The organism is Acidobacteriota bacterium, assembly GCA_016713675.1.
GTDB lineage: Bacteria > Acidobacteriota > Blastocatellia > Pyrinomonadales > Pyrinomonadaceae > OLB17.
In genome coordinates, this window is record JADJOS010000001.1 from 2,035,297 (window position 1) to 2,048,901 (window position 13,605).

A 13,605-nucleotide genomic window follows, 5' to 3' on the forward strand; every position below is an offset into this window, starting at 1 on the left:
AGTCATAGGTTCTCCATTTTAACCGGAAATATCGGCGGCCGCACGGAGCCTGGCTTCCAGCCGAACAAAAAATTTGTTGCCGTCCCGCAGATACGGCCCTGACACGGTCCCATTCCGCATCGTGTTTGCAGTTTGGCATCGCGAAAATTGGAAAACTCCGTCAAACGGCCGTAATCGATATCTTCACAGCGGCAAACGATCGTATCAGCATTGGGAAGCAATTTGAGTTCTTCCCTCAATGCAAACGTCTTATTCAGCGTATCGCCAAATCGGCGAGCCTTTCCACGTCGAGTAAACAAACGACTGGCCTTTTCGGTTTCGCCACAGGCCGTTAAGCCCGCGATCTTTCCCTCGATCAAAGATGCCTCGACCCCGCCGATCCCGGTCGGTTCGCCTGCACAAAATATGTTCTCGATCGAGGTCTCTTGATATTCGTTGACTGATACAAAGCCTTCTTCGATTCTGCAGCCAAGAACCGCGGCGAGCTCCGTGTTTGGCACAAGATGAAAGCCACAGGCTAAATAATCGCATTCGACCGTCCAGTTTTTGCCTCGACGAGTTAGTTCGACAGTCGTCAGGTTGGATTCGCCGCCAGCCGACTTTACCCAGCAATCGGTCAGATATGGAATGTCGAACAGTTTTCGTTTCAGATCGATGGCCTGAAGGATCTTGGTCGGCGAACGCCAAAGTCCGAGAGCAAATCTGTTGATCTTGGCAACCGGAGCCTGCTCGGCGATCGCGACAACATTTGCTCCTTTCGTTTTTAGAAATTCGGCAACCACGAGCAGCAACGCTCCGGTGCCGGCGACGACGACGCGTCTATTTTCGATCTTAAGCCCGCCTTTTACGAGAGCCTGGAGTCCTCCGGCACCGCAGACGTTCGGCAAGGTCCAACCGCTGAACGGAAGGAACATTTCTCGGGCTCCGGTTGCGATTATTAGTTTCTCAAATTCCAATTCGAGTGAACCTTCGGGCGTTTCAGCGAGCAAGGTGCAGGTGTTCAGCGAGCCAAAAACCTGAGCATGGTTGACGATGTGGACCTTGCCCGTTGATAACGCGTCGATCAGATTTCGGGCTTCAGCCGACCTGAATCTGCCGAGCGAGGCTTTCCATATCTGGCCGCCGAGGTTCGGATTGTCATCGACGACGGTAATGCATTTACCTGCAGTTTCCGATGCAGCGGCGGCAGCCGCAAGGCCGGCCGGGCCGCCGCCGACGATCAGGATGTCAGTTGCCAATCTACTCATCCGTCATGACCTCCATTCCATCGGCGGCGAGTATATTGCAGCTTCGACTGAGTCGGATGCCGTCGATCGTTACGCGGCATTCGAAACAAACGCCCATTCCACAAAGCGGCCCGCGAACTTCACCACTAACCGATCGATGAAAACCATCGCATCCGGCGGCAAATACTGCGGCGGCGACCGTGCATCCATCCTCAACGATTACTTCATTTTTGTTGACGTTAAGCGTGATCAATGTTCGTCGAAACTCCTCGAAGGTGAATATGGTTCGACAGGAATTGCGGATGGCCGTCCGAGAATTGCGTCGGCGATCAATTCTGCGGTGCCGAGCGATGTCGTAATGCCGAGCCCCTCGTGTCCGGCGGCAACATAAACATTCTCACGGCCTGGCAGCATGCCTATAAAGGGCAGATTGTCCGGTGTCGCGGGGCGAAAGCCGGTCCAAACACGTGTTATCGAAAGCTCTCGCAGTTTCGGCATGTATTCAAACGCCCTCGAAGTCATTCGACGCAATATTGCGTAATCGATCTCGCTGTCCTCGGCACCGTTTTGCCGCGACGAGCCGAGTAAGACCTGGCCCGTGCTTCTTGGTTGGACGTTGAAAGCGACGGAATCGGCTTCGTTACCGTGTGCCGACTTGAGATAACCGAGTTCGATCAGTTGGTGCCGGGCAAAAGCCTGATAGCGTTCTGTAATAGCGAGATGGCCTTTTCGTTTGGCGATCTTGAGTTCGGGGGAAAGTTCGGCAGCGTCCGCACCTGCGGCGTTGACAATACGTCCCGCGGCAGTTTGTGAGCCATCCGCAAGTGTAACGCCGCCCTCTCTAATCTCAACGGCTTTTGTTCCAATATTCAAAACCGCACCCCTACGCTTAGCTTTATCGATCAAATATCGAGTCGCAAATAGCTGGTAAACAACGCTGTCACCGCGTACCAAAAGGCCACCCGTGAGGCCGTTGCGAAGATTGGGTTCGGCCTGGGCAAGAGACTGTTCGTCGAGTATCTCCGAAGCGACGCCATGAGAGCTGTAAAGGATATTCTTTCGATGAACCTCCCGCATCTCTTCGTCATCGGCTGCGATCCATATCGTCCCGCAATTGTCGAATTCGCTTAGTTTTGGCAGTTCGGGTGCGAGGCTGTTCCACAATCTCTGCGAATATTGCGTCAACGCAAGTTGAGCCGTAGAGTCATCCATGACCACAATGTGGCCCATACCGGCCGAAGTCGAGCCCGAGGCGATCCCGGTCGACTCAATGATCACTACACTCAAGCCCGCAGCCGAAAGACTTGCAGCACATGCTGCTCCTATGATGCCGCCGCCGATGATCGCAACATCATATGTCATTTTGTTCCGATGCCGTAACAAAAAGGGTCAGCCTCGTTCAGGATAAGTTCGATCTCGGCCGTTACGAATGCCGAACCGCGGATCGACGGAATTATTTTGCCGTCCGCAACATTCACGGAGCCCTCAAAAATGCTGCCGATAATGCTTTCCTGACGCCAAATTTCGCCCATCTTGAGTTTACCGTCAGCGTAGAGGCAAGCAAGTTTGGCACTCGTTCCGGTGCCGCAAGGACTGCGGTCATACTCGATGCCCGGGCAAAGCACAAAATTGCGGCTGTCAGCGTTTGGCGTAGGCGAAAAGAGTTCGATGTGGTCGATCTCAGCACCGTTTTTGCCGGTAATGCCATTCTTTAGTAAGGCCTCGCGAACGGCCGATGAAAATTTCGATAGCTCTGCAAGTTCGTTTAGTTCCAAGTCCAGCCAATGCTTCTCGATCAGGAAGAACCAGTTGCCGCCATAAGCGATATCGCCGAACACGGTCCCGTAACCGTCTACATCGACAGCAACATCTTGTGAATGCCTGTAGCTAGGTACGTTCGTGATAGTTACCAGGCCGTTACTGTCTAAGGCTGTTTCGATAGTGCCGACCGGCGTTTCGATCTTGTGCGTACCGGTCGAGATCTGGCCCATGTATTCGAGTGTTTTGACAAGCCCGATAGTACCGTGGCCGCACATACCGAGATAGCCGACATTGTTAAAGAAAATAACACCGGCTGCCGCTTCTCGATCGACCGGTGCGCATAATAAGGCTCCGACTACAGCCTCGTGGCCCCGTGGCTCGCGAACTATAGCGGAACGCAGCTTGTCATGGTCGCTTCGAAAGTTCTCAAGTCGATCGGTCATCGTCCCGTCGCCAAGATCGGGAAAGCCATCAATGACAACGCGTGTCGGTTCGCCGCCGGTGTGCGAATCGATAGCTCGAATTATTTGAATGTCCGGCATATTATTTGAACTATAACATCGAACCAATGTTCGACAGAAAGGGTGATGGCACCACAAATATGTACGGATGAAAAGTGGCTGACGATCAGCACTTCACAAGATCATATGTGTTAATCTGTGGCTAAATATTAGTATGAAAACCGCAATTGTTCACCATCCGATCTACCAAAAACACAATACTGGTGTCGGCCATCCGGAGACCTCACTTCGGTATGACGCGGTGATGGATGCATTGAAGGAAGATCCGGAATTTTGGCAGAGCCTCGACGAGATCATTCCGGAAAAGGCTTCGAAAGGGCTGATCCAGGCGGCTCATACGGTGCAGCATTATAAGCGTGTCGAAGGTGCATTTGAACACGGCGTGGAGCGTTTGGATCCCGATACGGTGATCTCGATGACATCATTTGAGGCGTCCATGTTCGCTGCGGGAGGAGCGATCGCCGGTGTCGATGCCGTGATGCAGACCGATGCTCGAAATGCGTTTGTCGCGGTACGTCCGCCGGGCCATCACGCTTCGGCAGAGAACGCGATGGGGTTTTGCATATTCAATAATGTCGCGGTCGCGGCACGATACGCCCAAAACAATTACAAAGAGATCGACAATGTCGCGATTCTGGATTGGGATGTACACCACGGCAATGGCACGCAGGGAATTTTCTATGATGACCCGAGCGTCTATTTTTTCTCAATGCACCAATATCCGTGGTATCCGGGAACAGGTGCTAAAGGCGAAACCGGTTTTGGTCGAGGGCTCGGCAAGACTATGAACATTCCGGTGAAGGCTAATACGATCGCTGGCGAGCAAACACGTATGTTCGAGGGAGCTTTAGAGGACATCTCGTCAAAATTCAAGCCCGACCTTATCATAATTTCGGCCGGGTTTGATGCTCATTTGACCGATCCGCTTGGTCAATTGCGTTTGGCGGATCCCGATTTTGGGTCGATGACGCGTTCGGTGATGCAATGGGCAGATGATGTTTGCGGCGGCCGTGTCGTATCTTGTCTCGAGGGTGGATACAATTTAGACACGCTCGGGCAGACGGTCAAAAACCACATCGCCGAACTGAGCCGCTAACCGGCCATGTGTTAGACTTGCTGTACAAACCCAAATCTGATCTTCAGGAAGTGCCAACGATGCCCGATACCGAAATACCTTGTGTACAATGCCGCGAGATCTTTCTCTTTACTGAGAAGGAGCAGGAGCTGTTTTACCAGCGGAATATGATGCCGCCGCAGCGTTGCTCAAAGTGCCGTTCGAAAAAAGCGGCGATTCGCGAGGATGCCTCTACGCGTTTTGAGATCGTCTGTGACAACTGCGGGAAGCACGATACGGTGCCGTTCCAACCAAAGGTAGGCCGCTCGGTCCTGTGTAAGGACTGTCATCAAGCCAGCCGCTCGCGGGCTAGGCATGCATAAATTAATTTGGTGCGAAAAGGCATAAACTTCACAGAGTCGGAAAGGTGATTCGTTCTGTGCTTAGTTTGTCTTTTTGCGGCGGAGTAGTTCATATGGAATTAGAAACAGTTGTCTATTCTCTCGATGGCACGGTAGCGACCGTTGCAATGAACCGGCCCGAGGCGTTGAATGCTTTGTCACTGCAATTGACGCTCGATCTTGGTGCGGCGATCAGGCAAGCGATCAATGATGATGCTCGTGCGGTCGTGCTCACGGGAAATGGCCGGGCATTTTGTTCCGGCGGCGACCTGCGTGAGATGCAGTCAATGTGGAAGCGAGAAGGTAGGATCGAGGCGTTTCTCGAAGATCCGCTCGCTGCTTTGCACGATGTTATCAAATTGATCCGCGAAACGCCGATACCGTTCATCGCCTCAGTTAACGGCGTCTGTGCCGGTGCGGGAACTAATTTTGCGCTGGCATGCGACCTCGTCGTCGCAGCTGACAACGCGACCTTCAATGAAGCTTTCGTCAGGATCGGTCTCTCGCCTGATTGCGGCGGCACCTACTTCCTGCCGCGAGCGATCGGTGAAAAATTCGCTGCAGAGTTGTTTATGACCGGGGAAACCGTCACAGCAGAAAGAGCTCTCCAGATCGGAATGATCAACCGTGTCGTGCCCGTCGATGATCTCGCGGTAACTGCCGCAATGTTTGCCGAAAAGCTCTCGAAAGCTCCAACAGGTTCGGTCGGACGCATCAAACGAATGCTCAACGCTTCGTTCTCAAATAGCCTCAACGACCAACTTGCCCTCGAACACGAATGCCAGATCGAATCGGGGAAGTCTGACGATTTCAAAGAAGGCGTCGCAGCATTTTTCGAAAAACGCCCACCGAATTTTAGCGGGAGGTAGAGCCAAATCAAAATAAGCTATTGAGGCCGTCTGAAAAGGCGGCCTTTCTCTGCGCTATCGAATAAGATCCGAACAAGAAAATGAGGGTCCGTTTTTGACACCGGAATCGCGGGCTGATAAACTTCCGAAATTGAAAGTCAATTTCAATAAGGTGGTTGTTCTTATGAGAGTTATCCCAGGCGTCCGTCGACGAGGAACGTCGTTCGCAGTCATTTCTATTTTATTTGTTGCTTTTGCGGTTACCATTTTTGGTCAGCAGGATCGCGTGATCTCTGGCCAGGTTGTGGATATTAATGGACACGCAGTGGCCGGAGCAGTCATCCATTTGAGTAGAAAACCAAACGCAGAAGAGTTGCGTACCTCGACAGATCAAGCGGGTAAATTCTCCTTCGCTGCGTCGGCATCGTCGTCCTACGCCATTTTGGTCAAGGCAGAGTCGTTTGCTGACACATATAAGGTGTTTAACCCCAATGAGCTGGGTCCGCTCCAGTTAATAGTGTCTCCTATGCCTCTAGCGGCCGACGTGTCTGTGACATCGAGCTACCTAGCAGGTTCGCGCGAGAGTCTGGATGAAGTCCCGGGATCCATTGAAAGAATAGACCGCGAAACGCTGGCAAATGCACGTTTCTTCAATTTTTCTGAGGCTCTTCGTAGAGTATCCGGCGTCAATATTCGCGATGAAGAGGGATTCGGATTGAGGCCGAACATTGGAATTCGCGGGCTTAACCCGACGCGTTCAAGCAAGGTTTTACTACTCGAGGATGGCTTGCCCGTATCCTACGCTCCGTACGGCGATAATGCATCGTATTATCATCCGCCGATCGAGCGGTTTGAATCGATCGAGGTGCTAAAGGGATCCGGCCAGATCGCGTACGGCCCGCAGACCGTTGGCGGCGTGATCAACTACCTGACACCGAACCCGACCGAAAAGCCCACTTTTACGCTAAGGCTGACCGGAGGGAATCGAAGTTTTTTCAACGGCAGCTTTCTTGGCAGCGGAACAGTCGGAAAGACCGGGATCGTCGCAAGCTTCGCACGCAAGCGGGGAGACGGCTCAAGACCATTTATTAACTCTAAGCTAAATGACCTTTCGACAAAGGTAGTTCAGATGATCAACCAGCGGAATTCGCTCACCTTTAAGTTCAGCTATTACGGCGAGAATTCGAACGTGACCTATTCCGGCCTGACCGAGGCGGAATTCGCCGCAGATCGGCGTGGAAACATATTCAAAAACGATTTCTTTTACGGCGATCGTTTCGGCACTTCGGTCTCGCATGCGTCAGTTTTGTCATCGAGAGCAACTTTGATAACCAGCGGGTATGCGAACTTCTTCAAACGTCATTGGTGGCGTCAATCATCGAACTCCGGACAGCGTCCCAATCGGCTTAATGTGGATCCCGATTGTCTGAATTTGAATGACCTAAACACAACATGCGGGAATGAGGGCCGCCTTCGCGAATACGGGACTTATGGGATCTCGCCGAGGTTTACCCTGAACTATGACGCGGGATCCGCCTTTCGTGGTGAGTTGCAGACCGGCGTGCGGGTGCACTGGGAAAGTCAGGATCGGATTCAGAAGAATGGAGAACTGCCGACAAGCCGCGATGGTGTTGTGAGCGAGAATAATAAACGAAAAACGTTTGCGTATTCCGGATTTGTTCAGAATCGGTTCGTGTTAGGTGACTTGGCCGTCACGCCCGGAATAAGATTCGAGAAAATCGATATTGAACGCAGCAACCTACTTATGATTCCGTCAGGAGTCGGCAAAACCTCTGTCGGAGCTTTCATACCGGGTATTGGCATCGCCTACTCCGGGCTGCCGCGGACGACGGTCTTTGCCGGTGTGCATCGAGGCTTCTCGCCGCCGCGAAATGAGGACATCATATCCAATACGGGAGGCGTCATCGAACTCGATCCTGAGTTGAGTTGGAACTACGAATTTGGTGTCCGGACACTGCCGTTTCGCGGTATTCGGTTAGAAAGCACGTTCTTTCGTATGGATTATGAGAACCAGATAGTGCCGGCCAGCCTGGCCGGAGGTGTTGGAGCGACGTTGACGAATGGTGGGCGAACGCTTCAGCAAGGAATGGAGTTCGTCGCCCAGATCGACTCGGGAGCCGTCCTGGGATCAGCCCATAATTTTTATGTTCTAACTGCCTTAACTTGGCTTCCGATAGCAGAATTCCGTGGGGTGAGATTTAGCTCGGTTGCGGCAGCAATGTCGGTAACCGGAAATCGACTTCCCTATTCGCCTGAGAAGCTCTTGACGACCAACTTCGGTTATTCGCATCCGAAGGGATTCAATGCTTTTGTAGAGAATGTTTATATGGACAGACAATTCTCGGACGACCTGAATACTATCAATCCGACCGCAAACGGTCAACGTGGTGCAATCGCCGCCCAGACCTATTGGAATGCCACGGTCAACTACCGGATCGAAAAGTGGAGATCGACCCTGTTCGTAACCGGAAAGAATCTCTTCGACCGTACATTTATTGTCGACCGTTCCCGCGGCATTCTACCCTCGAGTCCCAGACTGATTCAGGCTGGGGTAACCGTCCGTTTTTAGTGGATTTCCGAGAAGCTAATAGCCGTTGCCTAATTCAAAGGTGTGTATTGGTCAACTGAATTCGAGAGGATGGTGGCAAGAACCCGGTCGCCACACTCTCGGTTCTGACAAACGAACCGCGAGAGTTTATTCTATCTAGATGGTGTCGCTGACGTATGGACAGTTGATCGGCGGGAATCGGAATTTTCGCAATTTGCTGGCCGGGCAGTTTATATCGGAGCTTGGGAACTGGTTCAATTTTATTGCCGGGTTGGGATTGGTGCGCATGGTTTCGGGGGCTTCGCCAATGGCGGCGGGTCTTTTCTTTCTTGCACGTCTGCTGCCATTTGCGCTGATGTCGCCGATCGCAGGGACTTTTGTTGACAGGTTTTCGCGTCGGACGGTGATGATCGCGACCGATCTGATACGTGCTTTTGTCGCTCTTTTATTCCTGCTTGTGACGGACGCCAACGATCTGTGGATAGCGTACGTCGCGACTGTGGTGCTGCACACGGCCGGAGCGTTTTTCGACGGTGCGAAAAATGCGGCGGCTCCTAATCTCACAGGGAAAGAAGGCTTGCTCGCTGGTACGGCGTTGTTGTTCTCAACACGGTTCTTATTGATGGCGATCGGTTCGGCACTTGGCGGCTGGGCGGCGGCGATGTTCGGATATCAGGCGGCGTTCCTGATCAACGCTGCATCATTTCTTATCTCTGCTTATACCGTTTGGCTTATCCCGGAGGAGGCCACGCGCGATGCACAAACGGCAAAGCACATGGCGTCGAGAGGTGACCGGCCGTCGTTTATGACGGAGCTTCGCGAAGGGTTTCATTACACGCTTACAAACCGTTTCGCCTTGACGATCTTAATAATGAACGTCATCTGGGCCACCGGCGGTGGGGCGATCAATATAATTTACGAGAGGCTCGGCGGCGTTCATTTCGCCGTCATTGAAGGCTGGAATCCGGACATTGCCGTGGCGATTTTATGGACGGCTACGGGATTTGGGCTGACATTTGGGATGCTTATCGCGCACCGCACGTCAATATATCTTGACCGAAAAGAACGTAATTACGGATTTATTGGCTGGACGCTGATCATTCACGGGTTATTATTCGCACTCGGGGCGTTCGTGCCATCACTGCTTATGTTATCGCTGGTGGTATTTGTATCGAGGGCGATCGTCGGCGTGGAATATGCTGTGCAGGAGACGATGTTCCAACGGAGCCTGCCCGACCACATTCGCGGACGCATTTCGACGCTCGATCGCGGTGCCGAAATGACTGTCTTCGGCCTGATGAGCTACGCTGCTGCCGAAGCGATGTATTTCATCACTCCGCAAACGCTAGTCGTGATATCGGGGATATTGTCGGCAGCTGCGGGCGTAGTTTGGTTTGTGAGGGAAAGGAAATCTGAACCGCAAGCGTAAGCGGGCGGTTCAGACTCAGGCAGTGATGATCACTGCTTTTGTGCCCGTTAATTCGGAAAAATCTTTGGTGTATACCGTATCAACGCGACGGATCCTGGATATTGTATCGACGATGTCTTGGGTCGTGATGAAGCCGGCCTCGACGTGGGCGACGGCCCAGTGTTTGATGTGCGATGCCTTTTTGAGCATTTCGTCGAGAAGCCTCAGGTATTGCGATTTCGTCTCGGTTGCAGTTCCTAAACGACCGGAATGAGCAGATTCGAGATCGTCCCAGAAATCACTGCCTCCGCGAAGCCATTCCTCGCGCCACGCATTTCGTCCAAGATTTGACCGCAAGCCGGTCACATGTGCGGCCGGAAGCCGCAAGAACAAGAGGTCAGTGAAACTCTCCACAACAAATTCATCAGCGAGTTTGTTGTGAACGGTGTTGTTGCTGCCGTTATTGAATGGCTCAGGCTCGATCGACCAAAGGCGGCGATAGACGTTGGAGAGTGGCTGACGGAATTCACGGGTGTCATCTGTAAACGACATCACATATTGCCCGGCGGCCATAGCGATCGACGAAGCGATAGCACGTGCGACCGGCGTTGAAAGCTTGTCGATATTGCGCCTTACATTATCGAACCACCAAGCATCAGTTTCGGAAAACCATGTGGTCAGAGCCTGATTCTGCAATCGCCAGCCCGGCACGTAGGCATCCTCCAGCACCACATTGACCTCGTCCGAGGACAATTTGTCGCCTGTGTTCAGAATTTGAGCAACGCTTCGCGTCCACGCCGACTGCAGCGGATCGTTGGCCGCCACTCGCACATTCCAACGCTTTAGGTATGCACCGATGGCCGGATCAGGCGTGAACGGCAGAGCCGCGGATTCAAACTTCATCCGCCTGAGTACATTCAGCTCAAACGCGAGCCAGCTTTTTGGTGAATTCTTAGGATGAGCGTGCATAAGTTTCAACCTCGGCAACTGTTTCGACAGCGGCCGGAAGAGCAAGGAAAGCCTTGACCACTGTCGGGTCGAATTCGATGGCGGCCCATTCGATAAGATATTTGCGGGCGTTTTCGTCAGTTAAAGCACCGCGAAACGGGCGGTCGGCTACAAGAGCTGAATATGTGTCGGCGACGCGGAGAATGCGGGCGGCGAGCGGGATCTGTTCGCCTTCGAGGCCGTCAGGGTAACCCGAGCCGTTCCACCATTCATGGTGCCATCGGACAATGAGCTGGACTCCGCGTGAAAGTCCCATTTTTGCGGCGGCTTGTTCGCCGATGACCGGATGGCGTTCGAGGTCGAGGCGTTCTTCGGGGCTGAGAACGCTTCCCGAACGAATATAGTCACGGTTCATTTGCATCTCGCCGACGTTGCGGACGAGAGCGGCCTGCTGGAGAAGCAGTCGGTCGTGCGGTTCGAAATTGAAGACCAGGCCGAGCGAATCGACGATCTCGGCGATCCGCACCGAGTGCCCGGCGCTATAGCCTTCGAACAAGTCGGCTTCGCGTGACAACGAGATCAGTTTTTCATCGAACTTCGGTTTTTCAGCGAGTATGCTCTGCACGCTCTTAGTCTAAGAGTTCAAAGTTCAAAGTTCAAAGTTCAAAGTTTAAAGTCGAAGAGTCACGTCAATTCTGCCACGTCGAGGTGAACAACAGGTCGGTCACATTGTCCGTGACTGAGATGATCTGACCAGGCTGGGCAAAGCCGTATCGCTTGCTCGTAACGGAGATGACGTAAGACTGGCCGGCCTCGATCTCGTCAAATGTGAAATGGCCGAAGCTCGATGTCAACGCCGTACGCGGCGATGTCAATGAGTTTCCGGTGATGGTGACGCGGACGTTTCGGATTCCGATGCCGTCGTTGCGGAGGACACGGCCGCTGATCGTCACATTTGCCGCCGTCGGCCCTGGCAGAGGATTCCAGAATCCGCCACGCAGCGAATACATCCCGCCCGAGCCGTTAGTTCCGGCTGCCGATTGTCCGGCCGTGCTTTCGACGGCATAGTTGCCCGCCGTACTGTTCCCGCCGCCGTTGGCGATCACGGACTGCTCGAGTGCGTACGTCCCGCCCGTAGCGATCTGGGCATTGACATTCCAACAAATGATCGTCAGCATGGCAGCTATTGCGAAACTTTCCTTTATTTTAGCTGTTTTGTACATCGTCAATTCTCCTTTTTCGGTTCACTGCTTCGGCGGCATGTTGCTAATCGAGTTGCGGTCCGGATCATTGCTCCAGGCATTGTTGTTCCCAGAACTTTATTCGATCGGGAAGTCATCCGGGTGACACATCATTTGAAGATCGGCAGTTTTATGACATTGTTGCTGACGCCATTCGCCACCCACATATTTGCGCCGTCGAACCCGACTCCGTGGGGATTAGAGCCGACCGCAAACGTCCCGAGAATTAAGCCATCGGTTGCTCGCAGTTTTGTCAGGTTATTGCTGCTACTGTTTCCCACCCAGATATTTGCACCGTCAAAAGCAACGCCCTCGGGATTATCGCCGACCGCAAACGTACCTTGAAGAGCGCCATCGCTGCCGCGCAGCTTTGTCACATTGTCGCTACTGCCATTCGCCACCCAGATATTAGCACCGTCAAACGCTACCCCCTGAGGATTAGAGCCGACCGCAAACGTCCCAAGAACCGCACCGTCGCTTGCCCGCAGCTTTGTTACATTGTTAGAGAACGTATTTGTTACCCAGATATTTGCACCGTCAAAAGCAACTCCATTGGGACCAGTGCCAACCGCAAAAGTCCCAAGAAGGGCGCCATCGCTTGCACGCAGTTTTGTTACGCTGTTGCCGATCGCATTCGACACCCAGATATTTGCGCCATCAAAAGCGACGCCGAAGGGCAAATTGCCGACTGTAAACGTCCCTTGAACAACGCCGTCGCTCGCACGAAGTTTTGTCACATTGTTGCCGCCTTGATTCGCAACCCAGATATTTGCTCCGTCAAATGCGATTCCGTAGGGATTCGAGCCCACCGCAAACGTCCCCTGAACCGCGCCGTCGCTTGCACGCAGCTTGGTCAAATTGTTGCTGCCTTGATTCGTCACCCAGATATTTGCGCCGTCAAACGTGACATCTTGGGGAGACGTGCCAACAGTCACCCGCTGCCCGAGCAGATCCCAGCGACGCTGGCCGAGCAGCTTTAGGTTTTGCTGGTTTGGGAAGACATCCGCCGCGAGTGCGGCTGCTGGTACGGTGTTGCTCGTGATACTTGCACCGTTGAGGTTGGTCAATGCGGAGCCGTTGCCGTTGGTTTGGAGGTAAGTGTTCGCCGCAAGGCCGCCGAGGCTGTCCGAATCCGCAGAGCTAAGGCTCTTGGTCGCGTAGGGAGATGTCGTTACCATTTGTCTCGGTGTCATTGTCGTAAATGATCCCTCAGCCGGCTTTTTGACCGCGATCTCGATCCAGCGGTCGGCTCCGCTCGCGAATGGGGTCTGCGGCGAATAGTCGAGCTGAACAGTGAATGCTCCGTTGGCTACTGTCACCGATGTATTCGTGATCGTCGATCCGACCACAGCCCCTCCCGATACGGCATCATACACAGTGAACTGCATCTGATAGGTCCCGCCCGCAGGCAACGCGCTGTCCGTCAAGCGCCCTTGAAACGTAAACGCCGGTGTTTGGCCCAATGATGTCGCAGCAAAGGCCAGTAATGCGATCAAACAAACCGTCATTCCGCGCAGCTTTGTACGTAGTGCACAAACCTGAGTGTTCATATGTCACCTTCCTAAAACCACCAATATACCCGCGAAGCTTTGTTCGCTAATGTTGAGAGAATTCTTTAAGGAGCTGCC

Annotated in this window: 13 protein-coding genes; 5 read left to right on the forward strand and 8 right to left on the reverse strand. The window is 53.1% G+C overall.

Annotated elements, in window-relative coordinates; all coding sequences use genetic code 11:
- Window positions 1-2: 2 nt before the first annotated feature.
- The 4 genes from IPK01_09355 to IPK01_09370 are packed head-to-tail and all read right to left on the reverse strand — an operon-like array spanning window position 3 to window position 3,529.
- Window positions 3-1,247 carry an FAD-dependent oxidoreductase gene (locus tag IPK01_09355; GenBank protein MBK7933690.1) on the reverse strand — a complete coding sequence of 415 codons (1,245 nt, stop codon included), beginning with the start codon at window positions 1,245-1,247 and terminating at the stop codon, window positions 3-5.
- Window positions 1,240-1,476: a (2Fe-2S)-binding protein gene (locus IPK01_09360; protein ID MBK7933691.1), complete on the reverse strand. Its 237-nt coding sequence runs from the start codon at window positions 1,474-1,476 to the stop codon at window positions 1,240-1,242. The genes IPK01_09355 and IPK01_09360 overlap by 8 nt, the downstream gene beginning before the upstream one ends.
- Window positions 1,476-2,588 carry an FAD-binding oxidoreductase gene (locus tag IPK01_09365; protein MBK7933692.1) on the reverse strand — a complete coding sequence of 371 codons (1,113 nt, stop codon included), beginning with the start codon at window positions 2,586-2,588 and terminating at the stop codon, window positions 1,476-1,478. Before IPK01_09365 ends, IPK01_09360 begins: the two co-directional genes overlap by 1 nt.
- Entirely contained in the window at window positions 2,585-3,529 is a 945-nt protein-coding gene (locus IPK01_09370) for a 4-hydroxyproline epimerase (GenBank protein MBK7933693.1), read from the reverse strand. The genes IPK01_09365 and IPK01_09370 overlap by 4 nt, the downstream gene beginning before the upstream one ends.
- Before the next feature lie 133 nt (window positions 3,530-3,662).
- Here IPK01_09370 and IPK01_09375 point away from each other — a divergent pair, with 133 nt between their 5' ends.
- From IPK01_09375 to IPK01_09395, 5 genes are all read left to right on the forward strand, one after another.
- Window positions 3,663-4,604, forward strand: a complete 942-nt coding sequence (locus tag IPK01_09375) for a histone deacetylase (GenBank protein ID MBK7933694.1) — start codon at window positions 3,663-3,665, stop codon at window positions 4,602-4,604.
- Window positions 4,605-4,663: 59 nt separating this feature from the next.
- Window positions 4,664-4,945 (forward strand): zinc-ribbon domain containing protein, encoded by a 282-nt coding sequence (locus tag IPK01_09380; protein ID MBK7933695.1) that lies wholly within the window; start codon window positions 4,664-4,666, stop codon window positions 4,943-4,945.
- Window positions 4,946-5,037: 92 nt separating this feature from the next.
- The gene (locus tag IPK01_09385) at window positions 5,038-5,832 is read left to right on the forward strand and encodes an enoyl-CoA hydratase/isomerase family protein (GenBank protein MBK7933696.1); all 795 of its coding nucleotides are present in this window, start codon (window positions 5,038-5,040) and stop codon (window positions 5,830-5,832) included.
- Window positions 5,833-5,995: 163 nt separating this feature from the next.
- Window positions 5,996-8,401, forward strand: coding sequence for a TonB-dependent receptor plug domain-containing protein (locus IPK01_09390; GenBank protein ID MBK7933697.1), 2,406 nt, complete (start codon window positions 5,996-5,998; stop codon window positions 8,399-8,401).
- 139 nt (window positions 8,402-8,540) lie between these two features.
- Window positions 8,541-9,809 (forward strand): MFS transporter, encoded by a 1,269-nt coding sequence (locus IPK01_09395; protein MBK7933698.1) that lies wholly within the window; start codon window positions 8,541-8,543, stop codon window positions 9,807-9,809.
- A gap of 15 nt (window positions 9,810-9,824) precedes the next feature.
- Here IPK01_09395 and IPK01_09400 read toward each other — a convergent pair whose 3' ends face one another.
- From IPK01_09400 to IPK01_09415, 4 genes are all read right to left on the reverse strand, one after another.
- The gene (locus tag IPK01_09400; protein MBK7933699.1) at window positions 9,825-10,757 is read right to left on the reverse strand and encodes a hypothetical protein; all 933 of its coding nucleotides are present in this window, start codon (window positions 10,755-10,757) and stop codon (window positions 9,825-9,827) included.
- Entirely contained in the window at window positions 10,741-11,361 is a 621-nt protein-coding gene (locus tag IPK01_09405; GenBank protein ID MBK7933700.1) for an HD domain-containing protein, read from the reverse strand. Before IPK01_09405 ends, IPK01_09400 begins: the two co-directional genes overlap by 17 nt.
- A 64-nt stretch (window positions 11,362-11,425) precedes the next feature.
- Window positions 11,426-11,959 (reverse strand): carboxypeptidase regulatory-like domain-containing protein, encoded by a 534-nt coding sequence (locus tag IPK01_09410; protein MBK7933701.1) that lies wholly within the window; start codon window positions 11,957-11,959, stop codon window positions 11,426-11,428.
- Between the two features lie 128 nt (window positions 11,960-12,087).
- Window positions 12,088-13,527 (reverse strand): hypothetical protein, encoded by a 1,440-nt coding sequence (locus tag IPK01_09415; protein ID MBK7933702.1) that lies wholly within the window; start codon window positions 13,525-13,527, stop codon window positions 12,088-12,090.
- Window positions 13,528-13,605: the final 78 nt, after the last annotated feature.